Origin of the sequence: Streptomyces albireticuli (assembly GCF_002192455.1) — a bacterium.
GTDB classification, from domain to species: Bacteria; Actinomycetota; Actinomycetes; order Streptomycetales; family Streptomycetaceae; genus Streptomyces; species Streptomyces albireticuli_B.
In genome coordinates this window covers 2,504,546-2,530,579 of the sequence record NZ_CP021744.1, presented here as the reverse complement: position 1 = coordinate 2,530,579, position 26,034 = coordinate 2,504,546, and the positions used below count along the sequence as shown (strand labels likewise).

Annotated in this window: 20 protein-coding genes; 4 read left to right on the top strand and 16 right to left on the bottom strand. The window is 73.5% G+C overall.

The window, feature by feature from the left end; all coding sequences use genetic code 11:
• Positions 1-14: 14 nt before the first annotated feature.
• Complete coding sequence (locus SMD11_RS10470) at positions 15-1,709, bottom strand: MFS transporter (RefSeq protein WP_087926191.1); 1,695 nt, start codon at positions 1,707-1,709, stop codon at positions 15-17.
• A gap of 159 nt (positions 1,710-1,868) precedes the next feature.
• Between SMD11_RS10470 and SMD11_RS10465 the strand changes: the two genes are divergently transcribed.
• Positions 1,869-2,477: a TetR/AcrR family transcriptional regulator gene (locus SMD11_RS10465; RefSeq protein ID WP_087926190.1), complete on the top strand. Its 609-nt coding sequence runs from the start codon at positions 1,869-1,871 to the stop codon at positions 2,475-2,477.
• A gap of 19 nt (positions 2,478-2,496) precedes the next feature.
• On the opposite strand, the gene SMD11_RS10460 is transcribed toward SMD11_RS10465, so the two are convergent.
• On the bottom strand, positions 2,497-2,970 hold the full coding sequence (locus SMD11_RS10460; RefSeq protein ID WP_087930406.1) for an RICIN domain-containing protein: 474 nt from the start codon (positions 2,968-2,970) through the stop codon (positions 2,497-2,499).
• A gap of 111 nt (positions 2,971-3,081) precedes the next feature.
• Here SMD11_RS10460 and SMD11_RS10455 point away from each other — a divergent pair, with 111 nt between their 5' ends.
• Positions 3,082-3,864, top strand: a complete 783-nt coding sequence (locus tag SMD11_RS10455) for a hypothetical protein (RefSeq protein WP_087926189.1) — start codon at positions 3,082-3,084, stop codon at positions 3,862-3,864.
• A gap of 40 nt (positions 3,865-3,904) precedes the next feature.
• Here the strand turns inward: SMD11_RS10455 and SMD11_RS10450 are convergent, their stop codons facing one another.
• From SMD11_RS10450 to SMD11_RS10435, 5 genes are all read right to left on the bottom strand, one after another.
• Positions 3,905-4,834, bottom strand: coding sequence for a carbohydrate ABC transporter permease (locus SMD11_RS10450; RefSeq protein ID WP_087926188.1), 930 nt, complete (start codon positions 4,832-4,834; stop codon positions 3,905-3,907).
• A gap of 1 nt (position 4,835) precedes the next feature.
• Positions 4,836-6,206 (bottom strand): extracellular solute-binding protein, encoded by a 1,371-nt coding sequence (locus SMD11_RS10445; RefSeq protein WP_234365989.1) that lies wholly within the window; start codon positions 6,204-6,206, stop codon positions 4,836-4,838.
• Positions 6,115-6,450 (bottom strand): transposase, encoded by a 336-nt coding sequence (locus SMD11_RS37275; RefSeq protein ID WP_107421945.1) that lies wholly within the window; start codon positions 6,448-6,450, stop codon positions 6,115-6,117. The genes SMD11_RS10445 and SMD11_RS37275 overlap by 92 nt, the downstream gene beginning before the upstream one ends.
• Positions 6,451-6,533: 83 nt before the next feature.
• Positions 6,534-7,232 carry a response regulator gene (locus tag SMD11_RS10440; protein ID WP_087926187.1) on the bottom strand — a complete coding sequence of 233 codons (699 nt, stop codon included), beginning with the start codon at positions 7,230-7,232 and terminating at the stop codon, positions 6,534-6,536.
• A complete protein-coding gene (locus tag SMD11_RS10435) occupies positions 7,229-8,908 on the bottom strand; it encodes a sensor histidine kinase (protein ID WP_087926186.1) in 1,680 nt (559 codons plus the stop codon). The genes SMD11_RS10440 and SMD11_RS10435 overlap by 4 nt, the downstream gene beginning before the upstream one ends.
• Before the next feature lie 151 nt (positions 8,909-9,059).
• Between SMD11_RS10435 and SMD11_RS10430 the strand changes: the two genes are divergently transcribed.
• Positions 9,060-10,427, top strand: coding sequence for a cation:dicarboxylate symporter family transporter (locus tag SMD11_RS10430; protein ID WP_418952513.1), 1,368 nt, complete (start codon positions 9,060-9,062; stop codon positions 10,425-10,427).
• A 139-nt stretch (positions 10,428-10,566) separates the two neighbouring features.
• Here the strand turns inward: SMD11_RS10430 and SMD11_RS10425 are convergent, their stop codons facing one another.
• From SMD11_RS10425 to SMD11_RS10380, 9 genes are all read right to left on the bottom strand, one after another.
• On the bottom strand, positions 10,567-10,830 hold the full coding sequence (locus tag SMD11_RS10425) for a hypothetical protein (protein ID WP_087926184.1): 264 nt from the start codon (positions 10,828-10,830) through the stop codon (positions 10,567-10,569).
• Between the two features lie 10 nt (positions 10,831-10,840).
• The gene (locus SMD11_RS10420; RefSeq protein ID WP_087926183.1) at positions 10,841-11,095 is read right to left on the bottom strand and encodes a hypothetical protein; all 255 of its coding nucleotides are present in this window, start codon (positions 11,093-11,095) and stop codon (positions 10,841-10,843) included.
• Between the two features lie 12 nt (positions 11,096-11,107).
• Positions 11,108-13,024, bottom strand: a complete 1,917-nt coding sequence (locus SMD11_RS10415) for a S8 family serine peptidase (protein WP_234365987.1) — start codon at positions 13,022-13,024, stop codon at positions 11,108-11,110.
• A 33-nt stretch (positions 13,025-13,057) separates the two neighbouring features.
• Positions 13,058-13,345, bottom strand: coding sequence for a hypothetical protein (locus SMD11_RS10405; protein WP_087926182.1), 288 nt, complete (start codon positions 13,343-13,345; stop codon positions 13,058-13,060).
• Positions 13,346-13,667: 322 nt separating this feature from the next.
• Positions 13,668-15,860, bottom strand: a complete 2,193-nt coding sequence (glgB, locus tag SMD11_RS10400; protein ID WP_087930403.1) for a 1,4-alpha-glucan branching enzyme — start codon at positions 15,858-15,860, stop codon at positions 13,668-13,670.
• Between the two features lie 286 nt (positions 15,861-16,146).
• A complete protein-coding gene (locus tag SMD11_RS10395; protein WP_159395279.1) occupies positions 16,147-17,841 on the bottom strand; it encodes a maltokinase N-terminal cap-like domain-containing protein in 1,695 nt (564 codons plus the stop codon).
• A gap of 315 nt (positions 17,842-18,156) precedes the next feature.
• Positions 18,157-19,890 (bottom strand): maltose alpha-D-glucosyltransferase, encoded by a 1,734-nt coding sequence (gene treS / locus SMD11_RS10390; protein ID WP_087926181.1) that lies wholly within the window; start codon positions 19,888-19,890, stop codon positions 18,157-18,159.
• On the bottom strand, positions 19,887-21,881 hold the full coding sequence (locus SMD11_RS10385) for an alpha-1,4-glucan--maltose-1-phosphate maltosyltransferase (protein ID WP_087926180.1): 1,995 nt from the start codon (positions 21,879-21,881) through the stop codon (positions 19,887-19,889). Before SMD11_RS10385 ends, treS begins: the two co-directional genes overlap by 4 nt.
• Positions 21,882-22,366: 485 nt before the next feature.
• Positions 22,367-23,281, bottom strand: coding sequence for a helix-turn-helix transcriptional regulator (locus SMD11_RS10380; protein ID WP_087926179.1), 915 nt, complete (start codon positions 23,279-23,281; stop codon positions 22,367-22,369).
• 109 nt (positions 23,282-23,390) lie between these two features.
• Between SMD11_RS10380 and glgP the strand changes: the two genes are divergently transcribed.
• Positions 23,391-26,018 carry an alpha-glucan family phosphorylase gene (gene glgP / locus SMD11_RS10375; RefSeq protein WP_087926178.1) on the top strand — a complete coding sequence of 876 codons (2,628 nt, stop codon included), beginning with the start codon at positions 23,391-23,393 and terminating at the stop codon, positions 26,016-26,018.
• Positions 26,019-26,034 lie beyond the last annotated feature (16 nt).

The following is a 26,034-nucleotide window of genomic DNA, read 5'->3' as shown; positions in this document are numbered from 1 at the left end:
CACGGACGGACGGTTCAGGCGCGGGAGCCGGCCTTCTCCTCCGCGTCGGCCTGCTTCGCCTCGCCCTTGGCGGCGACGGCCGAGCCGCCGGCCGCCGCCTGCGCGCCGCGGCGCGGCAGCAGGAGCGCCACCACGACCGTGCCCACGCCGAGGACGACGGCGCCGACCACGCTGGTGTGGGCGACGGAGTCGGCGAACGCCTTGTGCACGGCCTCGACGACGGTCTGGGCCTGCTGGGCGCCAAGCTGCGCGGCCTTCTCGGCCCCGATCTTGGGCGCGGCACCGGCCGCGACCTGCTTGCCGACCTCCTCGGCGACGTACAGCCCGGCGCCGACGGAGTCCTGCGCGGCGCCGAGCGCCTTCTCCGGCAGCTTCGGGCCGCCGCCCGCGGCGACCTTCGCGGCCGCGTCGGCGAGGTTGGAGGAGTAGGTCTTGGCGAGCACCGTGCCCAGGATGGCGATGCCGAGTGAGCCGCCGAGCTCGATCGAGGTGCTGTTGACCGCGCCGCCGACACCGAGCTGGGTCTCGGGGAAGGAGCCCATGATGGCGTTGGTGCAGGGCGACAGGGACAGGCCGATGGCCAGGCCCAGGATCATCAGCGGCACGAGGAAGTCGTCGTACGTGGAGCCCGCGTCGACGCGGGTGAGCAGCGCGATGGCGACCGTGCCGACCGTCATGCCCAGCGCGACGGTGACCTTCATGCCGAACTTCGGGGTGAGGAAGGCGGTCAGCGCGCCGCCGACGAAGACGGCGCCGGCCAGCGGCAGCATCCGGACACCGGTGTCGAGCGGCGAGTAGCCGAGCACGAACTGGAGGTGCTGGGTGAGGTAGTAGAAGGCGCCGAAGACGGCGAGGAAGAACAGCGCGACGGCCAGCGTGGAGCCCGCGAAGGCGCGCTGGGCGAAGCGGCGGACGTCCAGGACGGGCCGCGGGTGACGCAGCTCCCAGAGGACGAAGAGGACGAGGCCGACGCCGGCCAGCACGGCCGCGGTGATCGCCTTGGCGCCCCAGCCGAAGTGCGGACCCTCGATGATCATGAAGATCAGGGAGCCGACCCAGACGACGGAGAGCGCGCCGCCGACGTAGTCGATGCTGTCGACGCCGGACGCCTTGGACGGCGGGACGAGCAGCAGGGCGCCGACGATGCCGAGCGCCGCGATCGGCACGTTGATCAGGAAGGTGGAGGCCCAGCCGTGGTCCTCCAGCAGCGCGCCGGCCACCAGCGGGCCGACGGCGATGGCGAGGCCGGCCGTGGCGGTCCAGATGGTGATGGCCTTCGCGCGCTCCTCGCGCGGGAAGGTCGCGGCGAGCAGCGACAGGGTGGCGGGCATGATCATGGCCGCGCCGACGCCCATGACGGCGCGGGAGGCGATGACCCCGGTCGAGCTGTCGACGAGCGAGCCGGCGACGGAGGCCGCGCCGAAGACGAAGAGGCCGAGGACGAGCGCGCCCCGGCGGCTGTACTTGTCGCCGACGGCGCCGAGGATCAGCATCAGCGCGGCGTACGGGACGGTGTAGCCGTCGATGACCCACTGGAGGTCCGAGCTGCCGAGGCCGAGGTCCTTGACCATGTCGGGGGCCGCCACCGTCAGGGACGTGTTCGCCATGACGATGATCAGCAGGCTGAGGCAGAGGACCACCAGCGCCAGCCAGCGCCTCTTGTACGGACCGTCCATCTCGTCGACCGGGGTCGACATCGCGAGGCCCATCGGGCCACCCCTTCCATAACTTGCACACTGCTGTGCAATTACACAGCAGTGTGCAAGTTACGGGACTGCACGGCCACGTGCAAAATGAGGGGCACGATGTCGGCCAACGGCCGCGTCCGCAGCACCGTCTCCCCGATCGACCGACCGAGAAGAGTCCCCATGGCCGGCAGAGCGGACGCCAACCGGCGCCGCATCATGGATGTCGCGCTCGCCGAGCTGCTGCGCGACCCGGACGCGAGCATGGACCAGATCGCCCGCGCCGCCGGCGTCGTCCGGCGCACGGTCTACGGCCACTTCCCCAGCCGGGACGCGCTGATGAGCGCGCTCGTCGACGACGCCGCGAGCGCGGTGGAGATCGCCCAGGCGAAGGCCCTGCACGACGTCGGCGACCCCGCCGAGGCCCTGGCCCGCTCCATGCTCGCCGCGTGGGACATCGCCGACGGCTACCGCCTGCTGATCTCCCTCGCCCAGCGCAGCGTCACGGTCGAGGGCATCCACCGCCGCCTGGAGCCGGTGCGCCTGGAGTGCGCGGCGATGCTCCAGCGGGGCCTGGACGAGGGCCGCTTCGCCTCCCCGCTGCCGGCGATCGCCCTGGCCTACGTCCGCGAGCAGGTCCTCTTCGGCCTGATCCAGGCGGTCAACGACGGCGTCCTGGACCCCGCGACGGCGGGCCGCTCGGCCGCGGTGACGACGCTCACCGCCGCGGGCATCCCGGCGGCGGAGGCGGTGGAACTGGTGGCCGGGCTGCCGGACGCGGGAACGGACTGACGGCCTCCGGTAAGAGGCGTCAGGCGGCCGGACCGGCCGGCGTCCCCTCGGGCGCCGGCGCCTCTTCCATGCGCCACCACTGGCCCGGACTGTCCGTGTCCTCCCACTGCCGGACGTTCGCGCCCGGCTCCGCCGACCCGTCCTCGACCTCCAGCAGCAGCCCGCTGATGTGCGCGATCAGCGTGACGGTGCCCGGCGCGTCCAGGTGCCGCTCGACGAGCCACTCCTGGGCACCGTAGTTGTTGGCCTTCCACTGCTGGACGTTGGCGCCGTTCTCGGTGGAGGCTCCGGCGACGTCCAGCCGCTTGCCGCTGGCGGCGTTCACCAGGTGGTACAGCCCGGCACCCTCGTGGACGGGGCTCACGTGCCACAACTGCGCGGCGCCGCCGTCCTCCACGCCTTGGCGCACATTGGCACCGCTGCCCTTGCGGCCGCCCTCGACCTCCAGGAGCAGGCCACTGCCGACGTTGCGCACGCGGTACGTGCCTTCCATGGAGCCCAGCACCTCTCATCACGATTCAGGCACGACGAAAACATATTGATCTCTTTACCTATGCATGACTATAAGTTGGCCTCTCACCGATCCAGCAGAGGAACACGTTTCATGCGCCGCACCACCGTCCGCCGTACCGCTGTCGCCGCCTCCGCGGTCTCGCTGGCCCTGCTCGTGAGCGCCTGCGGCTCGGACAAGAAGTCCGACGCCAAGGACGAGCCCAAGGGCAAGGCCTCGCAGAGCGCCCCGGCCGCCGGCGGCGGCAAGGCCCTCTCGCAGGCCGAGCTGGAGAAGCTCATGGTGACCGAGGCCGACGTCCCGGGTCACAAGGTCACCCCCGCGACCGCGGCGGACCTCGCCACGGCCAAGGCCGTGTCCACCGACAAGGCCGAGTGCAAGCCGCTGGTGGAGGCCATGAACCTGCACGGCGCCGGCGCGCCGTCCGCGACCGTGACCCGCAAGGTCGTCGCGCTGCCCCAGAAGCCGTCCACGGCCCCGGACGCCTCGCCCGAGGACAAGGCGAAGGCCGCCCTCGGTGCCCTCGGCGCCACGATCACCGCCGACACGCTGGGCGCGCACAGCGACGAGAAGGCGGCCGGCGAGGCCCTCGCCGGGCTGAAGAAGGCCGGCGCGGCCTGCGCCGGCGGCTTCACCGTGATCGCCGACGGCGAGAAGACCAAGATGACGAAGGTGGCGCCCGCCGACTACACCGCGGGCGACGAGGCCGTCGCGTTCACCCTCGGCCTGGACGTGGAGGGCGGCCAGACCGCCCCCACGCACCTGGTCGCGGTCCGCAAGGGCAGCACGGTCGCCACGTTCTACGCCCTGAGCCTCACCGGCCAGGCCCAGCAGCCGAAGGCCGTCGTCGACGCCCAGGTGAAGAAGCTCGGCTGAGCCGGGCTCCCGGCGGGAGGAGGCGCTGGGTCTCGGACGCTCAGACCTCCTCCCGCATCAGCCGCAGATAGACCACCGAGAACACCGCCCCCACCAGCAGCAGAAGCAACGCCACCGCCGTGCCGTACCCGATCAGCGACTTCAGGAACGCCCGGTCGTACATGAACACCGGCAGCGTCTGGCTGCGGTTGCCGGGGCCGCCGCGGGTCATGGCCCAGATGAGGCCGAAGACCGACAGCGTCTGAAGGGTGTTGAGCATCAGGTTGGTGGCGATCGAACGGCGGATCATGGGCAGCGTGATGTGCCAGAAGCGGCGCGGCCCGCTCGCGCCGTCGACCTCCGCCGCCTCCGTCACCTCGCGCGGGATCCCGGAGAGCGCGGCGGAGTAGACGAGCATGGAGAACGCCGTGCCCCGCCAGACGTTGGCGAAGGAGACAGCCAGGATCGGCAGCGTGAACAGCCAGTTCTGGGCGGGCAGATGCAGCTGCTCCAGGACGGCGTTCAGGGTCCCGCGCCGGTTGAAGAAGGTGTAGAGCAGGAAGCCCGCCACGATCTCGGGCACCACCCACGCCGCGATCACGACCGCCCCCGTCAGCGCCCGTACGGGCCGTGAGGCCCGGCGCATCAGGGCCGCCAGGGCGAAGCCCAGCGTGTTCTGGCCGACGATCGACGACAGGACCGTGAAGAGCAGCGTCAGCACCACCGCGTGGCGGAAGTCCTCGTCCGCGAAGGCCCGCCGGAAGTTGGCCAGGCCGACGAAGGACGCGGACTCCTGCCCGGTCAGCTGGGTGTCGGTGAAGGCCAGGTAGACGCAGTACGCGATGGGGCCGGCGAGGAAGACGAGCAGCAGGACCGTCGCCGGGGCGAGCGGCAGCCAGCGGGCCGCCCGCCGCGCCGCACCACGGCCACCCGGTCCGGTGCCGCCCCTCCGGCCCGTGCCGGGCGGGGCGAGCGCCCGGGCGCCGGGCACCTCACCGCTCCCTTGCGGTCACACCGTCGGCGCCCGCGATCGACTTGAGCTCGTCGTCGTAGCGCCCGGCGGCCCGCGCCACGGACGCGTCGCCCGTCGTCACCGACTCCATCGCCTCCTGGATCGCGCTCGACACCTGCGGATAGACCGGCAGCGCGGGCCGGTAGTGGGTGTACTTCACCAGGCCCGTGAAGAAGTCGATGCCCGGCGTCGAGGACAGGTACTTCGGCGCCTTCGCCACGTCGTCCCGTACGGCGATCTGCCCGTCCCGCACGGTCCACTCCGTCGCGTTCCTCTCCGTCTGGAGCGTCTCGATCACCTGCCAGGCGAGGTCGGCCTTGCGGGACTTGGCGCTGACCGACCACGTCCAGCCGCCCGACATGCTGACCGCCCCGGGTGCCGCGCCGTCCTGCGTCGGGAACGGGGTCCGTCCCATCACCTTCGTCCACGCCGGCCACGGCTTGTCGCCGGACGGCACCCAGTTCTTGCCTAGCCAGTTGCCGTCCAGGGCGATGGCGAGCCTGCCCGACGGGAGCCAGTCGGTGGCGACGCGGGCGTCGACGTGCGGGTCGAGGGCGTCGGAGGGGTCCGGGCCGAGCTTCTGGGCGTAGACGGTGCGGACGAACTCCAGCGCGTCCCGGAAGCCCTTGCCGCCCGCGACCCACTTCTTCGCCGCCGGGTCGTACAGCGGGTCCTTCCCCGTGCCGTACAACAGCATCTCGAAGCCCTGCATGGTGGCGGCCTCGCCCGGCCCCTTGCCGGTGTAGACGTTGAGCGGAGTGACGCCGGGGACCTTCTCCTTCACCGCGCGGGCGGCCGCGAGGACGTCCCGCCAGGTCCGCGGGTGCCAGTCGGCGGGCAGCCCGGCCTTGGCGAACAGCTCCTTGTTGAACCACAGGCCCCGGGTGTCGGTGCCGTCCGGCACCCCGTACGTCTTCCCGTCCTCCCCGCGCGCCGCGGCCTTCGCCGTGGGGGTGAAGCGCTCCCAGTCCCGCCAGCCGGCCAGCTTGTCGTCCAGGGGTCTCAGATACCCGGCCTTGATGTCGGAGTTGATGAGGAAGGTGTCCTCACGGACGACGTCCGGCGCGGTCTTCGGCGACCGCATCATCTGCTGCACCTTGCTGTAGTAGTCCGCCTGCGACGCCTGCACCGGGACCAGCTTGAGCTTCTTGCCCTTGTGCGCGCGCTCGAACTCCTTCTTGATGCCGGCCAGATAGTCGTCCATGATCCGGACCTTGTTGTCCGTGCTGCGCTGGTAGGCGATCTTCACGGTGCCCGGGTCACCGCCCGAGCCGCCTCCGCAGGCGCTGAGCGGGACCGCCGCGGCGAGCGTGGCGGCGGCGAGGAGCAGAGAGGTGGTGGTGGAACGCACGGCTACGACCTCCTACGAGCGTCGGCCCTATGTGAGGAGTGACGTTCCCTCCTTGGCGCCGCCGCACGCGTCGGTCAGGGGTGCGGCGGGTCAGGGGCACGTCCCGTGCGACCAACTCGCCGGAGTCCTTGGGGATCACCGCGAACGTGTTGCGCAGGAAATGAACGCGGCATCGCTGACAGCCGGCGCCGAACCCGACCTTGCGGACGGCTTCGACCAGGCAGTTGCGCGATGGCCGCCCCATGACCAGAGGCTTCCCATTCGAGTGCCATGGGCGTGAGCATAAACAGGGCCGGCCGGCTGCCAGGGCTGGGGGTGACTGCTGTGTCAGAGGCTCAGCCAGCGGTAGCGCAGCTCCGGCCGGCCGACCTGGCCGTAGCGCGGGGCGCGGGTGGCCCGGCCCGTGGTGACCAGGTGTTCCAGGTAGCGGCGGGCCGTGATCCGGGAGATGCCGAGGCAACCGGCCGCCGCGGCCGAGGAGATGCCGTCGGGGCCCGCCTCGCGCAGCGCCGCCGTGATCGTCTGGAGGGTGTCCAGGCTCAGGCCCTTGGGGAGCGCGGCGGGCTGGGGGGCGCGCAGGGCCGCGAGGGCCGCGTCCACCTCCTCCTGGCCGCTGGCCTCCCCGACGACCGCGCGGAACTCCGCGTAACGGGTGAGGCGGTCGCGGAGGGTGGTGAAGGTGAAGGGCTTGAGCACGTACTGGACGACGCCGAGCGAGACGCCCTCGCGGACGACCGCCAGGTCGCGCGCGGACGTCACGGCGATGACGTCGGCCGTGTGCCCGGCCGAGCGCAGGGAGCGCAGGAGCTGGAGGCCGTGCCCGTCCGGCAGGAACAGGTCGAGCAGCAGCAGGTCGACGGGCGTGCGCTTGAGGAACTGCGCGGCGTCGCCCCGGCTGTGCACCACCCCGGCCACGGTGAACCCGGCCACCCGCCGTACGTACAGGGCGTGCGCGGCGGCGGCGAGCGGGTCGTCCTCGACCACGAGCACGCGGATCGGGCGCGGCAGCGCCTGGGGCACGGTCATGACGGCGCTCCCGCCGGGGAGCGCTCCCCGGCCGGTGCCCGCAGGGGCAGCCGGACGGTGAACTCGGCGCCGCCGCCCGGCGCCTCGGCGACGGTGACCGTACCGCCGTTGCGCCGCGCGGCCTGCCGTACGAGCGCGAGCCCGAGCCCCCGGCCGTGCGGGGCGGTGCCGGGCGACTTGGTGGACCAGCCGCGCCGGAAGACCTCGTCCATGACCTCGGGGGCGACGCCGGCGCCGTTGTCGGCGACGCGCAGGAGCAGCTCGCCGTCCCCGTCCTCCTGTCCGTCGGCCCGGACGGTGACGGTGACGTGGGCGCGCCGGGTGCCGGTGCGCGGCGCCCGGTTCGCCTCCTCGGCGGCGGCGTCGACGCCGTTGTCGATGAGGTTGCCCAGGATGGTCACCAGGTCACGGGCCGGGAGGCCGGGCGGCAGCAGCCCGTCGTCGACACGGGTGTCGGGGGCCAGGAGGAGCTCCACGCCGTGCTCGTTGGCCTGGGCGGCCTTGCCGAGCAGGAGGGCGGCGAGGACGGGTTCGGCGACGGCGGCGACGACCTGGTCGGTGAGGGCCTGGGCGAGTTCGAGCTCGGAGGTCACGAAGTCGACGGCCTCGTCGGCGCGGCCCAGCTCGATCAGGGAGACGACGGCGTGCAGCCGGTTCGCCGCCTCGTGCGCCTGCGAGCGCAGGGCCTCCGCGAGGCCGCGCACGGAGTCCAGCTCGCCGGAGAGCGCCTGGAGTTCGGTGTGGTCGCGAAGGGTGACGACGGTGCCGCAGCGCTCGCCGCCCGAGACCGGGGAGGTGTTGACGACGACGATCCGGTCGGCGGTCAGGTGCACCTCGTCCACCCGGGGCTCGGTGGCCAGCAGCGCCCGGGTGAGGGCGCGCGGCAGGCCGAGGTCCGCGACGGGCCGGCCGATCGACGCGCCGTCCAGGCCCAGGAGTTCCCGCCCGCCGTCGTTGAGCAGCGCGATCCGCCGCTGCCCGTCGAGCATCAGCAGGCCCTCGCGTACCGCGTGCAGGGTGGCCTGGTGGTAGTCGTGCATCCGGCTGAGCTCGGTGGCGTTCATGCCGTGCGTGTGGCGGCGCAGCCGGGCGTTGAGGAGGTACGTGCCGACGCCGCCGAGGGCGAGGGCGCCCAGGGCCACGCCGAGCAGGCCGATGAGCTGCCGCCGCACCTCGGCGCTGATCACCTCGACGGTGATGCCCGCGCTGACGAGCGCGACGGTGCGGTCCCCGTCCATGACGGGCGCGACGGCCCGGACGGAGGGCCCGAGGGTGCCGGTGTAGGTCTCGGAGAAGGTGCGGCCGCGCAGGGCGGGGCCGGTGTGGCCGAGGAAGGGCTCGCCGATGCGGGCGGGGTCGGGGTGGGTCCAGCGGATGCCGGACGGGTTCATGATCGTCACGAAGTCGACGCCGGTGTCGTGGCGGACCCGCTCCGCGTACGGCTGGAGGGTGGCGGCCGGGTCGACCCCGTGGACCGCTCCCCGTACGACCGGTGCGGCGGCGACGGCGGCCGCGGCGGTGGTGACCTGGCGGCGCGCGGCGTCCTCGGCCTGACCCCGGTCCGAGACGTACGCGAAGGCCGCGCAGCCGGTCACCACGGCGGCGACCAGCACGGTCTGCATCGCGAAGAGCTGGCCGGCCAGGCTGCGGGGGCGGGGTACGCGGGGTCTGCGCATGGCGGACAGTCTGCACCGGGGTGCCGTGGTGAACGTAATGCACGCAAGGGTGACCACGGTCACAGACCCGTGCATAGTCACCGGAGCCCCTCTCGTCGGGAGAGCGGGGCCGTGCAGGAGCCGCGTCGACGAGGAGACCTCCGTGACATCCGTGACAGCGCCGTCACCGCCGGGCGAGGACGGGCAGCCCCGCGCCCGCCGGGACCGTACGCACTACCTCTACCTCGCGGTGATCGCCGCGGTGGTGGCCGGCGTCGTGGTCGGCTTCGCCGCGCCCGGGGTGGCCGTCGAGCTCAAGCCGCTCGGCACCGGGTTCGTGAACCTGATCAAGATGATGATCTCGCCGATCATCTTCTGCACGATCGTGCTGGGCGTGGGTTCCGTCCGCAAGGCCGCCAAGGTCGGCGCGGTCGGCGGGCTGGCCCTCGGCTACTTCATGGTGATGTCGACGGTGGCCCTGGCCATCGGCCTGGTGGTCGGCAATCTGCTGGAGCCCGGCAGCGGGCTGCACCTGACCGAGTCGCTGCGGCACGCCGGCGAGGCCCAGGCCAAGGGCGCGCACGAGTCGACGGCCGACTTCGTCCTCGGCATCATCCCCACCACGATGGTCTCCGCGTTCACCGGCGGCGAGGTCCTCCAGACCCTGCTGGTGGCGCTGCTCGCGGGCTTCGCGCTCCAGGCCATGGGATCCGCCGGTGAGCCGGTGCTGCGCGGCGTCGGGCACATCCAGCGGCTCGTCTTCCGCATCCTGTCCATGATCATGTGGGCGGCGCCGGTGGGCGCGTTCGGCGCGATGGCCGCGGTGGTCGGCGCGACGGGCGTGGACGCCCTCAAGTCGCTCGCCGTCATCATGATCGGCTTCTATGTCACCTGCCTGCTCTTCGTGATCGTGGTGCTGGGGACCCTGCTGCGGCTGGTGGCGGGCGTGAGCGTCTTCGCGCTGCTGAAGTACCTGGGGCGGGAGTTCCTGCTGATCCTGTCCACCTCGTCGTCGGAGTCGGCGCTGCCGCGCCTGATCGCGAAGATGGAGCACCTGGGCGTGAGCCGCCCGGTCGTCGGCATCACCGTCCCGACCGGCTACTCCTTCAACCTCGACGGCACGGCCATCTACCTGACGATGTCCTCGCTCTTCGTCGCGGAGGCGATGGGCGACCCGCTCTCGCTGAGCCAGCAGATCTCCCTCCTGCTCTTCATGATCATCGCCTCCAAGGGCGCGGCGGGCGTCACCGGCGCGGGCCTCGCGACCCTCGCCGGCGGCCTCCAGTCGCACCGCCCCGAACTGGTCGACGGCGTCGGCCTGATCGTCGGCATCGACCGCTTCATGAGCGAGGCCCGCGCCCTGACCAACTTCGCGGGCAACGCGGTGGCGACGGTCCTGGTCGGCACCTGGACGAAGGAGATCGACAAGCCCCGCGTGGCCGAGGTCCTCAGCGGCCGGCTGCCGTTCGACGAGACGACGCTGTCGGGCGACGGGCACGAGGCGGCGCCGGAGCGGCGGGAGCCGGTGACGGCGGCGTAACGGGCGGGGGCCGGGGACCGGCCCTGTCCCTGGAGATCCGCCGGACGGGCTGTCCTTCAGCCTGTCCGGCGTCCGAGTACCGGGGTCCGGGGCGGGGCCCCGACCGGGAAGGGGGCAGGCAGGGGGAAGGCCCCAGCCCTCAGCCCCCCACCGCCGCCCCGCCCGCGTCCCGCGCCGCCGTCCCGTCGTCCCCTTCCGCCGTGCCGCGCGCCCGTGCGAGCCCCACCGCCTCCGTCAGCCATTCCGGCGGCCCCCCGCCGTCGACCGCCGCGCCCGGGTCCGCCGGTGTGCCGCCGGCCGGTGTCCCCGCGTCCCCGTCCGGCACCGGGTCCGGTCCGGCCCCGGTGGGGGCCGTGACCGCGACCGCCGCCTCGCCGTCCGCGACCGTGATCGTGACCTTCATGCCCGACTCCCTAATTGAGGACCGCGAAGCGGCCTTCGAACTGCAACTGGGCGCTGCTCAGGTTGCGTACCGTCAGCCAGTACGTCACATGCGTCCCCGAGGCCCGCTCGACCTGGGTCTCCCATTCGAGCTGCGGTGCCCCCGGCTGCGGGCTCGTGGGCATGAAGTACCAGATGACGTGCCATTCCTGCGGCCAGCTGTGGGTGAACCAGCGGCCGGTCTGGCCCGGGGCCAGGGTTCCGGTGAACTGCGTGCCTACGCGCATGCCTGTCTCCTCTCACCAGCCGAGGACCGCGAACCGGGCCTCGAAGTCGACCGGGTCGGTCACGAGGTTGGTCACGTCGATCCAGTACGTCGCGAAGCCGTCGCTCGCCCGCTCGACCCGTACCTTCCAGCGGACCTGCGGGGCGCCGGGGCGCGGGCTGGTCGGCACGACCGTCCACACCACGTGCCAGTGGGCCGGCCAGCTGTGCGTGAACCAGCGCCCGGTGCGGCCGCCGGCCAGGGTGCCGCGGAACTGCACGCCCACCCAGGTGGCCGTCTGGAGCGCCGCGGGGATCAGCTGCCGGAGGTTGGGCCGGTTACCGATGCGCTGGGTGGCCGGGCGGCCCGGGGCGTCCTGCTGGGGTGAGCCCGTGGCCCGGAGCAACTGCCGTGAGCGCGCGGGCGACAGCGGGATCCTGCCGTTAGCCCGCAGCACGCCCTGGGTGGCCGCCAGGGCTCCCACGACGATGGGGGAGGCGCTGGACGTGCCGCTGAACCGGTCGGTGTACCAGAGATCCTGGCCGGTGCCGCCCTGGAGGTCGCCGTAGCCGGTGGTGGTCACCTCGCGGCCCCAGCCCTGGGCGTCCACGCAGGCCCCGAAGTTGGAGAAGTCGAGCCGGGACCGGTCCGGCCCGTGGTCCGCGCCGTGGGTCCCCGGCGGCGGCGCCCCCGCGCCGACGACCACGGCGCCGGCGTCCAGCGCGGTACGCCGGAAGGGGTTGCGCCACCAGGCGGGGAAGCCGGGCTGCGGGGTGTCGTAGACCGGGTCGTCCAGGTTCTCCGCGCCGTTGCCCGCGGCCTCGACGACCGTGATGCCCCGGTCGACGGCGTACCGGATCGCCAGGTAGTCGTCCGGCCACCACTCGACGGCGATGAAGCCCTGCTGGCCGGCGCCCGTGGCCCGGGGGCCCGGCCGGTGGATCTCCAGCAGGATGATGTCGCCCGGGCCGAGCCGGTCGGCCGCGTTGCGGATCGCGGTCGCCGTAGGGATCGAGAACGCCGAGGCGCTCGTCACCGCGTCCGGGGAGATCCCGGTGACGCCGAAGGCGTTGACGTCACCGCCGATCTCCCCGAGCACCGCGGTGCCGTGGTTCACGAAACCGGTGTCCGTGCTGCCGGTGCCCGAGACGATCCCGCCCTGGTTCCGCAGCAGGTCCTCGTGGGTGAAGCGCCAGCCCCACTCGCAGTCGATCACCCGGACGCCGGCGCCCCGGCCGCCCGGCAGCGTCCAGGCGTAGCGGGCGTCGATCCCGCCCGGCGCGGCGTCGAGATAGCCCTGGCGGGCGGTGAAGTCCGGGGTGACGGGCGGGGCGTCGGCGGTGTCCGGGACCATGGCGTTGAGGGCGCCGGGCCCCTCGGCGCCGTCGGCCCCGGTCCGGCGGGCGGCCGTGCCGCCGGGCTTCCGTACGGCCTTCTTCACCGCCTTCTTCGCCGTCTTCGCGGCCTGCGCGGGGACCGTCCTCCGCTCCGTCCGCTGGACCGCCAGGTCCACCCCGGGCTTGACGTACGCGGCCTCGACCGCGTCCGAGGAGCGGAGCCGCTCGGCCAGCTCCTCCAGCCGGTCCGCCGGGGCGTCCACGTGGTGGAAGCGCGCCATCGTGTCGAGGGTCCACCGGGCCGCGTCGTCGCCGGCGGGCCCGCCCGCCGCGACCGTTCCGTCCGGCCCCGCCGGACCGTCCGCGCCGCCGTCCGCGGAGGCGCGCGCCGCCCGCCGGTCCACGCCGAAGAGCGGCGTGATCAGCACGTCGGACTCGGCCGCGACCGCGTCGAGGGCGCCCACCGCGACGCCCGCGTCCGCGGTCGCGCCGGTGGCGGTGATCCGCACCCCGGCGCCGGGGCGGGTCACACACACCAACTCGGGCCGCCCGAAGAGCGATTCGGGCGGTGGCGGCGAGCCGCCGGAATTCTCCGCACCTGAGGGCTGGGGCACGGCACTCTCCTCACCGCGTGAAGGGAAGGCGCGTCACGGCGGGCCCGCCTGGGGTTTCACATAGGCGGCCGCGACGTCCGGACGGGCGCGCAGTGCCTCGGCGACCGACTCGGCGTCCACCCCGGCGGGCACGTCGACCGTGCGCCACGCGAGGGCCTCCGGGTCGTCCGCGCCGGGGTGCAGGGGGCGCGAGAGCAGCCCGAACCGCCGTCGCAGACAGCCGTCGACGCCGCCCCCGGCCCCCTCGGGGCCGCCGGGCGCCGCGCCGTCGGCCGGGGGAGGGCGCGACGGCGTACGAAGCTGGACCACGACCTCGGCCACCGGGTTACCTCCGACACCCCTGACCCCACGGCTGCCGCCGGATCACTGGGCCCGGCCGACGTTAGTGAAACCGGCGTCACCGGCCCGTCACGCCGGCGTCACCAGGAGCGGAACGGGCGCCGCGGGGCACGCGGGAAGCGGACGGGGCCCCGGGCGTGACCGCGCGGCCGCCCGCCCGCCCCTGCCGCACAGCCGCCGTGTCACCCGCCGCCTGCCCGGTGGACAGGCCCCCGGTGCGTCACCGCGCACCCGATCGCCCCCGCCCCGGCGCACGGTGGTGTGTCAGGGCGCGCGTCGGTATGCCGTCACGCCCTGACCGCTCTCACACCGGCCGGAACCACACCGTCGCCAGCGGCGGCAGCGTCACCGTGACGCTCGCCGGGCGGCCGTGGCTGCGCACCGCCTCCGTCTTCACCGGGTCCGGGTGGGTGACACCGCCGCCGCCGTACCGCTCGGCGTCCGTGTTCAGGTACTCGCCCCACGCGGTGTACCGCGCCGGCACCCCCAGCGTGTACCCGTGCCGGACGACGGGCGAGAAGTTGCTGACCGCGAGCAGCGGCGAGCCGTCCGCGTCGTAGCGCAGGAAGGCGAAGACGTTGTCCTCGCTCGCGTCGCCGTCCACCCACTCGAAGCCCTCGGGCACGGTGTCCCGCTGCCACAGGGCGGGCTCGGCGCGGTAGGCCGCGTTGAGGTCGCGGACCAGGTCGCGCACGCCCCGGTGGTCGGCCTCGGCGGAGTACGAGGGGTCCAGCAGCCACCAGTCGGGGCCGTGGCTCTCGGACCACTCCGCCCCCTGCGCGAACTCCTGCCCCATGAAGAGCAGTTGCTTACCCGGGTGTGCCCACATGAAGCCCAGGTACGCGCGGTGGGTGGCGCGCTGCTGCCACCAGTCGCCCGGCATCTTGGAGACCAGGGAGCGCTTGCCGTGCACCACCTCGTCGTGCGAGATCGGCAGCACGTAGTTCTCGCTGTACGCGTAGATCATGGAGAAGGTCATCTCACCGTGGTGGTACTTCCGGTGGACCGGCTCCTTGGAGACGTAGACCAGCGAGTCGTGCATCCAGCCCATGTTCCACTTCAGGCCGAAGCCCAGGCCGCCGAAGCCGCCGGGTCCCACGTGGTGGGTGGCGCGGGTGACGCCGTCCCAGGCGGTGGACTCCTCGGCGATGGTGACGACGCCGGGGCAGCGGCGGTAGACCGTGGCGTTCATCTCCTGGAGGAACGCCACCGCGTCGAGGTTCTCCCGGCCGCCGTGGACGTTCGGCGTCCACTGGCCCGCCTCGCGGGAGTAGTCGAGATAGAGCATCGACGCCACGGCGTCCACCCGCAGCCCGTCGATGTGGAACTCCTGGCACCAGTGGACGGCGTTCGCCACCAGGAAGTTACGGACCTCCGTGCGGCCGTAGTCGAACTCCAGCGTCCCCCAGTCCGGGTGGGCGGCCCGCTGCGGGTCCCCCGGCTCGTACAGCGGCCGGCCGTCGAACTCCGCCAGCGCCCAGTCGTCCCGGGGGAAGTGCGCCGGCACCCAGTCCATCAGCACCCCGATGCCGGCCGCGTGCAGCGCGTCGACCAGGTACCGGAAGTCGTCGGGCGTGCCGAGGCGCGCGGTCGGCGCGTAGAAGCCGGTGACCTGGTAGCCCCACGAGCCGCCGAAGGGGTGCTCGGCGACCGGCATCAGCTCGACGTGGGTGAAGCCCAGGTCCTTGACGTACGCGGGGAGCTGGTCGGCGAGCTGCCGGTAGGTGAGGCCGGGGCGCCAGGACGGCAGGTGCACCTCGTAGACGGAGAAGGGCGCCTCGTGCACGGGCGTGGCCGCCCGGCGCGCCATCCACTCCTGGTCCCGCCAGACGTGGTGCGAGACGTCCACGACCGACGCGGTCGCCGGGGGCGCCTCGGTGCGGCGGGCCATCGGGTCGGCGCGCAGGGTGTACGAGCCGTCGGGGCGGGTGATCTGGAACTTGTACAGGGTGCCCTCGCCGATGCCGGGCAGGAACACCTCCCACACCCCGGACGCGCCCAGGGACCGCATCGGGTGGCCCGTGGCGTCCCAGTAGTTGAAGTCGCCCGCCACGCGCACGCCCTGGGCGTTGGGCGCCCAGACCGTGAAGCGGGTGCCGGGCACGCCGCCGTGCGTCATGGGCACCGCGCCGAGCGCCCGCCACAGCTCCTCGTGCCGGCCCTCGCGGACGAGGTGCAGGTCCAGGTCGCCGAGGGCGGGCAGGAAGCGGTACGGGTCCTGGAGCTCCAGCTCCGCGTCGTCGTACGTCACCAGGAGCCGGTAGTCGGGGATCTCCCGCAGTGGGAGCACCCCGGCGAAGAGGCCGTCCCCCTCGTCGTACAGCTCCGCCCGCAGGCCGGCGCCGGTGACCGCCACCGCGCGGGCGAACGGGCGCAGGGCCCGGAACGCCACCCCGCCGGGGACGGGGTGCGCTCCGAGCAGCGCGTGCGGGTCGTGGTGGGCGCCGCGCAGCAGCCGCCCGCGCTCCTCGTCGCCGAGCGGCTCGGCGGGCCGCACGCCGCGCCGGGCGGCGGGCGCGGGGTCGTCCGCCGTCCGGGGCCCGGTGGCCGCGGCGGCGGGCTCCCGTGCCGCGCCGTCGCCCCCGGGTTCCGTCTCCGGCGTGGTGGGCCGGGCCCGCGAGCCGTCCGGGAGGAAGGTCGCGGGGACCCCGGCCAGGCCGTCGGGAGGTGCGGCGCCGGGCTCGTACGGCGGTCGGCTGGACGGGGGTCGAGCGGTCACGGGGCGGTCCTCCTCGCGGCCCCGGCCGGTGACCGGGGGGTCGTCGCTGATGCGGGTCGGCGGTTCACGTGGGTTCCTCGGGGTCCGGCCGGCCCGGGGGTCCGGGGGCACCGCCGGGGTGGGCCGCGCCGTCCGCCCCCGGTCCGTGCCGGTACGTCACGGTGGCCGCCCGCGCGGCGGAAGCCGCGGCGGGCTTCCGGACGGCGGGCGGTGGCCCCGGCGCGTCCGCCTCGTCCCGCTCCCGCGGGTCCGCCAGCCGGCGGATCGCGGACATGGGGACCGGGAGCCAGTCGGGGCGGTGCCGGGCCTCGTAGAGGACCTCGTAGACGGCCTTGTCGGTCTCGTGGGCGCGCAGCAGCTGGGGGTCCTCGCGGGGGTCCTCGCGCACTCCGGCGTAGCCCTCGCAGAACGCGGCGCGGGCGCGGGCCGACCAGGTGGTGGCGGTCGCGCGGCCGACCGCGGCGGCGTAGTCGAAGGAGCGCAGCATGCCGGCGACGTCCCGGGCCGCGGGCTGCGGGCGGCAGCGCTCGGCCAGCGGGCGGGCGGGCTCGCCCTCGAAGTCGATGAGCGCCCACCGGCCGTCCTGGGCCGTGCGCAGCGCCTGTCCCAGGTGCAGGTCGCCGTGGATGCGCTGGGCGTGCCAGGTGCGGCCGGCCCGGCCGAGCGCCGCCAGCTCGTCGTAGGCGCCGCGCAGCGCGGCCCGGTAGGGGCGCAGGGCGGGGACGGCGTCGGCGGCGGCGTCCAGCCGCCGGGTCATCGAGGCGGCCAGGTGTTCGAGCTGGGGGCGGCGCAGGACGACCGTGGGCAGCGCCTCGGCGAGCGCGCCGTGCACCTCGGCGGTGGCGTGGCCGAGGGCGCGGGCGGAGGCGGTGAAGTCGGCCCGTACGGCCAGGGCGCTGAGGGCCAGCTGCCAGCCGTCGGCGGAGCCCGGCAGATAGGGCTGGAGCACGCCGAGGGTCATGGGGCCCGCGTCGGTGCCGGGCAGCTCGGCCTCGAACCAGGCGGCGGGCGGTGGCACCCGGTCGCAGGGGGTGCCGGCGAGGGCGAGGGGCAGTTCCAGATCGGGGTTGGTGCCGGGGCAGACGCGGCGGAAGAGCTTGAGGATATACGTTTCGCCGTAGACGACGGAGGAGTTGGACTGCTCGGCGCCGAGCATCCTCGGCGTCAGTCCGGCGGCGATGACGGCGCCCTCCTCGCGGGTGAAGCGCAGCGGCCCGAGCCGGCCGGGCACCCGCAGCCGCTCCAGGAGCAGGGCGGCCAGCCGGGGGTCGGCGAGGCCCTCGTAGACGGCGCGGCCGTGCAGCGGGCCGCCGGCGGGCCGGCCGATGAGGGCGGGGGCCAGGTGCGGCGGCAGGACGTCATGGACGCCGAGGAGCAGCTGGTAGCAGTCGTCGGTGCCGGCGTGCACGGCGGGGCCGCCGGCCGCCGTGGCTCCCGGGTGGCCGGTGGGGGAGCCGGGCTGCTGGGCCCGGACGAGGACGTGGAGCAGGCCCGGTGCGGTGCCCCCGGCGGTGTGGGGGAGCAGCTCGGTGGCCGCGACGAGCGTGAAGCCGGTGATCGGGCGGCCCTTCCCCGCGAACCACCGCTGACAGGGCAGCCACTCGGAGAGCAGCGGCACCAGCGAGCCGAGCAGCCCCGGCCCGTCGGCGTCCGGCCGCGGGACGGCCGTGGCCGACCCGGCGCGGACCGAGGACAGCAGCGGTCCGGGGGGCGTCCCCCGGCGGGTGGTCCCCCGGCGGGACGGTGCAGCGTCCGACATGGCGTCGCGTCCTTTCCCCGGGCACACGACAGGTAGGGCAAAGTGTCCCGGATTGCGGCTTTGACCGGTGCGCGGTGCGGGACGTGTCGGGCGAGGATCGTCCGTACGGTCAGCCCCAGCGGCCTCTGCATGCGGTGCGTGCGATGCGTGCGGTGCTAGCGGTGCGTGCGGGTGGCGGTCTGTGCGGCCGCCGCGGCGGATTCGAGCGGTGGCGATCCGGTCGGCCCGGCCCGTGCGTAGTAGTGAGGGTTCCCAGGGTTCGGAAGGGAAAACCGCCCGTGCGCGGCCGATCGGGACGCGCACGGGGATCCGCTCTCAGTGTCCGGCCGGCGGCGGCGCGCCGTGGCGCAGCCGGAACCAGTAGAAGCCGTGGCCGGCCAGGGTGAGCAGGTACGGCAGCTCGCCGATGGCCGGGAAGCGCACTCCACCGATGAGCTCGACCGGGTGGCGGCCGCTGAACATCTGGAGGTCGAGTTCGGTCGGCTGTGCGAAACGGGAGAAATTGTTCACGCACAGGACCAGGTCGTCGTCCCGCTGCCCCGGCACCCGGACCTCCCGGAGGAAGGCGAGCACGGCGGGGTTGCTGGAGGCCAGCTCGGTGTACGAGCCGAGTCCGAAGGCGGGGTTCTGCTTCCGGATCTCGATCATGCGGCGCGTCCAGTGCAGCAGCGAGGAGGGGCTGCTCATGGCGGCTTCGACGTTGGTGACCTGATAGCCGTAGACCGGGTCCATGATGGTCGGCAGGTACAGCCGCCCGGGGTCGCAGGAGGAGAAGCCGGCGTTCCGGTCGGGCGTCCACTGCATCGGGGTGCGCACCCCGTCGCGGTCGCCGAGCCAGATGTTGTCGCCCATCCCGATCTCGTCGCCGTAGTAGAGGATCGGCGAGCCGGGCAGCGACAGCAGGAGCGCGGTGAACAGCTCGATCTGATTGCGGTCGTTGTCGAGCAGCGGGGCCAGCCGGCGCCGGATGCCGATGTTGGCGCGCATCCGCGGGTCCTTGGCGTACTCCGCGTACATGTAGTCGCGCTCTTCGTCCGTGACCATTTCGAGCGTGAGCTCGTCGTGGTTGCGCAGGAAGACGCCCCACTGGCAGCCGGAGGGGATGGCCGGGGTCTTGGCCAGGATCTCCGAGACCGGATAGCGGGATTCCCGCCGGACGGCCATGAAGATGCGCGGCATCACGGGGAAGTGGAACGCCATATGGCATTCGTCGCCGCCCGCGGCGTAGTCGCCGAAGTAGTCGACGACGTCCTCGGGCCACTGGTTGGCCTCCGCCAGCAGCACCGTGTCCGGGTAGTGGGCGTCGATCTCGGCCCGGACCCGCTTGAGGAACTCGTGGCTGCGCGGGAGGTTCTCGCAGTTGGTGCCCTCCTCGGCGAAGAGGTACGGCACCGCGTCGAGCCGGAAGCCGTCGATGCCGAGGTCCAGCCAGAACCGGAGGGCGGCCAGGATCTCCTCCTGTACGGCCGGGTTCTCGTAGTTCAGGTCCGGCTGGTGGGAGAAGAAGCGGTGCCAGTAGTACTGCTTGCGCACCGGGTCGAAGGTCCAGTTCGAGGACTCGGTGTCCACGAAGATGATCCGCGCGTCCTGGTACTGCTTGTCGTCGTCGGCCCAGACGTAGTAGTCGCCGTACGGGCCTTCGGGGTCCGTGCGGGACTGCTGGAACCACTCGTGCTGATCGCTCGTATGGTTCATGACAAAGTCGATGATGACGCGCATGCCCCGCTGGTGCGCCGCGTCCACGAACTCCACGAAGTCGGCGAGGTCGCCGAACTCCGGGAGCACCGCGGTGTAGTCGGAGACGTCGTAGCCGCCGTCGCGCAGCGGGGACTGGAAGAACGGCGGCAGCCAGAGGCAGTCGACGCCCAGCCACTGAAGGTAGTCCAGCTTGGCCGTCAGACCCTTGAGGTCGCCGATGCCGTCGCCGTCGCTGTCCTGGAAGGACCGCACGAGCACCTCGTAGAAGACGGCGCGCTTGAACCAGTCGGGATCCAGGTCCTTGGCGGGGGTGTCCTCGAACGTGTCGTGGACGGGCTCATTGACGATCATGGTGTGGGTGACCCTCCGATCGGTGAGGACGGTCGCAGCGAGAACACGTGCGCGGGCGCGATGGAACGGCCCGGCTCCAGGCGCACATAGTTGTCCCTGCCCCAGTGATAGGTCTCTCCGGTGAGCTCGTCGCGCACCGGGACGGACTCGTGCCAATCGAGGCCGAGTTCCGGCATGTTCAACGAGACCGTGGCCTCCTGGGTGTGGTGGGGGTCGAGGTTGACGACCGTGAGGACGCACGAGCCGCCGGCCCGCTTGGAGTAGGCGATGACGGCGTCGTTGTCGGCGTCGTGGAAGCGCAGGTTGCGCAGCCGGCGCAGCGCGGGCTGGCGCCGCCGAAGCCGGTTCAGGAGGGTCAGCAGCGGAGCGAGGCCGGTGCCCGCCCGCTCGGCCGCCGCCCAGTCCCTCGGGCGCAGCTGGTACTTCTCGGAGTCCAGGTACTCCTCGCTGCCCGGCCGCACCGGGGTGTTCTCGCACAGCTCGTAGCCGGCGTAGACGCCCCAGGAGGGGGAGAGCGTGGCGGCGAGCACGGCCCGGATCTCGAAGGCCGCCCGGCCGCCGTCCTGGAGGTAGGCGTGCAGGATGTCAGGGGTGTTGACGAAGAGGTTGGGGCGCATGAAGGCGGCCGCCTCGCCCGACAGCTCGGTGAGGTAGTCGGTGAGTTCGTGCTTGCCGTTGCGCCAGGTGAAGTAGGTGTAGGACTGCTGGAAGCCGACCGCGCCGAGGGCGCGCATCATCGCGGGCCGGGTGAAGGCCTCGGCGAGCAGGACGACGTCCGGGTCGGTGCGGCCCAGCTCGGCGATGACCTTCTCCCAGAAGACCACCGGCTTGGTGTGCGGGTTGTCGACCCGGAAGATCCGGACGCCGTGCTCCATCCAGAACCGCATGACGCGCAGCGTCTCCCGGACGATGCCGTCGAAGTCCTCGTCGAAGGCCAGGGGATAGATGTCCTGGTACTTCTTCGGCGGGTTCTCGGCGTGGGCGATGGTGCCGTCGGCGCGGTGGTGGAACCACTCGGGGTGCTTGTGCACCCAAGGGTGCTCGGGGGAACACTGGAGCGCGAGGTCCAGCGCCACCTCCATCCGCAGCTCGCGCGCCCGCGCCACGAAGTGGTCGAAGTCCTCGAAGGTGCCGAGGTCCGGATGGAGCGCGTCGTGACCGCCGTCCGCCGAGCCGATCGCCCAGGGGCTGCCCACGTCGTACGGGCCCGCCGTCAGGGAGTTGTTGGGACCCTTGCGGAAGGCGGTGCCGATGGGGTGCACCGGGGGCAGGTAGACGACGTCGAAGCCCATCGCCGCGACCGCCGGCAGCCGCTTGGCCGCCGTGCGGAACGTGCCGCTGACGGGCGGGCCGTCCGGCGGCAGCAGCGCGCCCTCGGAGCGGGGGAACAGCTCGTACCAGGAGCCGAAGAGGGCCCGCTCGCGCTCCACCAGCACCGGCACCGCGCGGCTGGTGGTGACCAGCTCGCGCAGCGGATGCGCGGCCAGCGCGGCCGAGACGGCGGGCGCGAGGGCCGCCGAGAGCCGGGCCGCGGCCGGGCGGCCGGCGTCCCGCAGCGCGTCGACCGCCGCCAGCACCACCTCCCGGCCCTCGTTCTTGGGCACCCCGGCGGCGGCCCGCTCGTGGAGCAGGGCGCCCTCCTCCAGGACCAGTTCGGTGTCGATGCCGGCCGGGATCTTGATGCCCGCCTGGTGCCGCCAGCTCGCCACCGGATCGCTCCACGCCTCCACCGCGTACGTCCAGCGCCCCTCGGCGTCGGGCGTCACCTCCGCGCCCCAGCGGTCGGTGCCCGGCGCGAGCTCCCGCATCGGCGTCCAGGGGCCGCACCGGCCCGCCGCATCGCGCAGGACGACATTGGCGCCCAGCGCGTCATGGCCCTCGCGGAACACGGTGGCGGTGACCTGGAAGGTCTCACCGGCCACCGCTTTGACGGGCCTGCGACCGCAGTCCACGAGCGGGCCGAGGTCCAGGACGGGGATGCGACCGATCATGGGATCACCTGGAGGTTCGACGGAATCGGGCGGTCTGGAGGGTTCGGTTCTTTCTATCTGCTCCGCCGGCAGTCGGCCGGGTGCGCGCATGACTGCTCCTGTCCGCGTTCACTCGGGTGGGTGCGGAAGAAGTGCGGAGACGACGGGACCGTGCGACGGAGGCGATGGAGGAGGGGGCGGTACGGCTGACGCGTGACTTCCCTGCATACCGATGGAGCTTTCCCACCGGTCCCGGCCGGGCATGCCCGCCTCGGATGAACTACCGGTGCGTAGTTCCCCTGGCACCGTGTGGGGAGGACGGACGGCACTCCGTCACCCGTATGAAGTCTCCTCGTTGAGCCGATCGTGTGCAATGAGCGAAAAGGGGGTAAGTGGCGGCCGGACGGGGTAACGCCCACCCGGATCCGCCGCGGGAGGCCGTAGTGCCGCCCGGCCGCCCGTGACCCGTGCGTACGCGCGGCGTATTTCCGGGTCACCCCCCTGCATCAGCCGGTGATCCGCGCCGAGCGGTCACCGGCCGCGTACGGTCCACCATGCGGACCTGGAATGCCCGCCTCCGAGACCGACGAGGCCAGCAGCCGCAGCGCCGCCTCCGACGGGGAGCCCGGCTCCGCGCTGAACGCCAGCAGCCGCTGGCCGTCCGTGTCCGGCAGCCCCATCATCTCGAACTGGAGGGACATCGCCCCCACCAGCGGATGGTGGAAGACCTTCGTGCCCGAGGTGCAGGCCCGCACCGGATGCCGCGCCCACAGTGCCGCGAACTCCTCGCTGCGCATGCAGAGTTCACCGATCAGCTCGGCCAGCCGGCGGTCCTCCGGATGGGCGCCCGCCGCCAGCCGCAGCGCGGCGACCGCCCGCCTGGCCTCCTCCTCCCACCGCGGGTACAGCTCCCGCGCGTGGCTGTCCAGGAACAGGATCCGCTGGGTGTTGGGCCGCTCCTCCGGCCGGCCGGGCCCCGCGGCGTCGACATGGCCCGCCAGCAGGGCGTGACCCAGCGGGTTCCAGGCCAGCACGTCGTGGCGCAGGTCCAGCACCACCGCCGGCGTGCCCATCGCCGCCACCAGCTGCCGCACCCCGGCCCCCGCGCTCTGCGGCCGCGCCGCGGCCCGCCGCCCCGTCCGGCCCGGCCGGGCCAGGTTCCGCAGGTGCGCGTGCTCGTCCGGGGTCAGCCGCAGCGCCCGCGCCAGGGCGTCCAGCACCCCGTCCGAGGCGTTCCCCGACTGCCCCTGCTCCAGCCTGGTGTAGTACGCCACGCTCACCCCGGCCAGCTGCGCGAGCTCCTCGCGCCGCAGCCCCGGCACGCGCCGGCTCTTCCCGTACGCCACCAGGCCCACGTCCTCCGGCTGGAGGCGGGCCCGGCGCGTACGGAGGAAATCTCCCAACTCCGCAGGTGTGTCCATGTGCCCCAGTCAACATCAGGGGGCGCGGCGTCCGCCTGCCCCTGCCAGGGTCAGGCAGTTGCGCCCAACACGCGGAAACCGGAGCCGCCGCGCCGCTACCTTCGTGAGGGTGAAGGCCATTCGTCGATTCAGTGTGCGCCCCGTCCTTCCGGAGCCCCTACGACCGCTCAGCGAGCTGGCGCGCAATCTGCGCTGGTCCTGGCACCCCGAGACCCGTGAGCTCTTCCAGGCCGTCGACCCCGAGGGCTGGCGGGCCGCCGCCGGTGACCCGCTGCGGCTGCTGGGCGCCGTGCCCGCCACCCGCCTGGCCGCCCTCGCCGAGGACCGCCGCTTCCGGCGGCGGCTCGCCGCGGCGGCCGACGACCTGCACGACTATCTGACCGGCCGGCGCTGGTACCAGGAGCAGCCGGAGGGGCTGCCCGCCGCCGTCGCCTACTTCTCGCCCGAGTTCGGCATCACCGCCGCCCTCCCGCAGTACAGCGGCGGCCTCGGCATCCTCGCCGGCGACCACCTGAAGTCCGCGAGCGACCTCGGCGTCCCCCTCATCGGCGTCGGGCTGCTCTACCGCCACGGCTACTTCCGCCAGTCCCTCTCCCGCGAGGGCTGGCAGCAGGAGCACTACCCCCTGCTCGACCCCAACGAGCTCCCGCTCACCATGCTCCGCGAGCCCGACGGCACCCCCAGCCGCGTCAGCCTCGACCTCCCCGGCGGCCGCTCGCTGCTCGCCTACATCTGGCAGGCCCGCGTCGGCCGGGTGCCGCTGCTGCTCCTCGACTCCGACGTCGAGGAGAACGCCCCCGGCGAGCGCGAGGTCACCGACCGGCTCTACGGCGGCGGCGGCGAGCACCGGCTGCTCCAGGAGATGCTCCTGGGCATCGGCGGGGTGCGTGCCGTGCGCACGTACTGCCGGCTCACCGGCCACCCCGAACCCGAGGTGTTCCACACCAACGAGGGCCACGCCGGCTTCCTCGGCCTGGAGCGCATCCGCGAACTCGTGGAGCGCGGGGCGGACTTCGACGGCGCACTGGAGTGCGTGCGGGCCGGCGCCGTCTTCACCACGCACACCCCCGTGCCCGCCGGCATCGACCGCTTCGACCGCGAGCTCGTCGCCCGGCACTTCGGCCACGGCGCGGAACTGCCCGGCATCGACGTCGAGCGGGTGCTCGAACTCGGCCTGGAGACCTACCCCGGCGGCGAGCCCAACCTCTTCAACATGGCCGTGATGGGCCTGCGCCTGGCCCAGCGGGCCAACGGCGTCTCCACCCTGCACGGCCAGGTCAGCCGGCAGATGTTCGCCGGCCTCTGGCCGGGCTTCGACCCCGAGGAGGTGCCGATCACCTCCGTCACCAACGGGGTGCACGCCCCCACCTGGGTCGCCCCCGAGGTGCTCCGGCTCGGCGCCCGGCAGATCGGCGCCGGCCGGGCCGAGGACGCCCTGACCGTCGGCGGCTCCCAGCGCTGGGACGCCGTCGCCGACATCTCCGACGCCGACATCTGGGAGCTCCGCCGCACCCTGCGCGAGCAGCTGGTCGAGGAGGTCCGCGAGCGGCTGCGCGCCTCCTGGCGGGAGCGCGGCGCCGGCACCGCCGAGCTCGGCTGGATCGACGGGGTCCTCGACCCCGACGTGCTCACCATCGGCTTCGCCCGCCGCGTCCCGTCCTACAAACGCCTCACCCTGATGCTCCGCGACCGCGACCGGCTGATGGAGCTGCTGCTGCACCCCGAGCGGCCGATCCAGATCGTCGTCGCGGGCAAGGCCCACCCGGCGGACGACAGCGGCAAGCGCCTGGTGCAGGAGCTCGTGCGGTTCGCCGACGACCCGCGTGTACGCCACCGCGTCGTCTTCCTGCCCGACTACGGCATGGCCATGGCGCAGAAGCTCTACCCGGGCTGCGACGTCTGGCTCAACAACCCGCTGCGCCCGCTGGAGGCGTGCGGCACCTCGGGCATGAAGGCCGCGCTGAACGGCTGTCTCAACCTCTCCGTGCTCGACGGCTGGTGGGACGAGTGGTTCGAGCCCGACTTCGGCTGGGCGATCCCCACCGCCGACGGCACGGCCACCGACGAGAACCGCCGGGACGACCTGGAGGCCGCGGCGCTCTACGACCTGCTGGCCGAGCGGGTCGCCCCGCGCTTCTACGACCGCGGGGCGGGCGGGCTGCCCGGCCGCTGGATCGAGATGGTCCGCCGGACCCTCGCCACCCTGGGGCCCAAGGTGCTCGCCGGGCGGATGGTGCGCGAGTACGTGGACCGGCTCTACACCCCGGCCGCCGAGGCCCAGCGGGCGCTGAACCCGGACGCGGCCCGGGAGCTCGCCACCTGGAAGGCCCGGGTGCGGGACGCCTGGCCGGGGGTGGCCGTGGACCATGTGGAGGCGGTGGCGGACACGGCCCTGAACGGCACGGCCGAGCTGGGCTCCACGGTCTCGCTGCGGGTGAGCGTGACGCTCGGCGCCCTGGACCCGGCGGACGTCGAGGTCCAGGCCGTGGCCGGCCGGGTCGACCCCTCCGACCACCTCAGCCGCACCAGCACCTTCCCGCTCAAGCCCACCGCGGGCCCGGGCACCGACGGCCGCCGGATCTACGAGGGCCCGCTCACCCTCGACCGCACCGGTCCCTTCGGCTACACCGTCCGGATCCTGCCCGCGCACCGGCTGCTGGCCAGCGGCGCGGAGCTGGGGCTGGTGACGCTGCCGTCGGAGGCGGCGGACCGGGCGTCGGGGGTGTTGTTGCGCTGACGTAGTGAGGCGCCGT

What these genes read in the sequence shown, in the direction of transcription:
- SMD11_RS10470 (WP_087926191.1), bottom strand. Translation starts at nt 1,709, where the DNA reads ATGGGCCTCGCGATGTCGACCCCGGTCGACGAGATGGACGGTCCGTAC.
- SMD11_RS10465 (WP_087926190.1), top strand. Translation starts at nt 1,869, where the DNA reads ATGGCCGGCAGAGCGGACGCCAACCGGCGCCGCATCATGGATGTCGCG.
- SMD11_RS10460 (WP_087930406.1), bottom strand. Translation starts at nt 2,970, where the DNA reads ATGGAAGGCACGTACCGCGTGCGCAACGTCGGCAGTGGCCTGCTCCTG.
- SMD11_RS10455 (WP_087926189.1), top strand. Translation starts at nt 3,082, where the DNA reads ATGCGCCGCACCACCGTCCGCCGTACCGCTGTCGCCGCCTCCGCGGTC.
- SMD11_RS37275 (WP_107421945.1), bottom strand. Translation starts at nt 6,450, where the DNA reads ATGGGGCGGCCATCGCGCAACTGCCTGGTCGAAGCCGTCCGCAAGGTC.
- SMD11_RS10440 (WP_087926187.1), bottom strand. Translation starts at nt 7,232, where the DNA reads ATGACCGTGCCCCAGGCGCTGCCGCGCCCGATCCGCGTGCTCGTGGTC.
- SMD11_RS10435 (WP_087926186.1), bottom strand. Translation starts at nt 8,908, where the DNA reads ATGCGCAGACCCCGCGTACCCCGCCCCCGCAGCCTGGCCGGCCAGCTC.
- SMD11_RS10425 (WP_087926184.1), bottom strand. Translation starts at nt 10,830, where the DNA reads ATGAAGGTCACGATCACGGTCGCGGACGGCGAGGCGGCGGTCGCGGTC.
- SMD11_RS10420 (WP_087926183.1), bottom strand. Translation starts at nt 11,095, where the DNA reads ATGCGCGTAGGCACGCAGTTCACCGGAACCCTGGCCCCGGGCCAGACC.
- SMD11_RS10395 (WP_159395279.1), bottom strand. Translation starts at nt 17,841, where the DNA reads ATGTCGGACGCTGCACCGTCCCGCCGGGGGACCACCCGCCGGGGGACG.
- treS (WP_087926181.1), bottom strand. Translation starts at nt 19,890, where the DNA reads ATGATCGTCAATGAGCCCGTCCACGACACGTTCGAGGACACCCCCGCC.
- SMD11_RS10385 (WP_087926180.1), bottom strand. Translation starts at nt 21,881, where the DNA reads ATGATCGGTCGCATCCCCGTCCTGGACCTCGGCCCGCTCGTGGACTGC.
- SMD11_RS10380 (WP_087926179.1), bottom strand. Translation starts at nt 23,281, where the DNA reads ATGGACACACCTGCGGAGTTGGGAGATTTCCTCCGTACGCGCCGGGCC.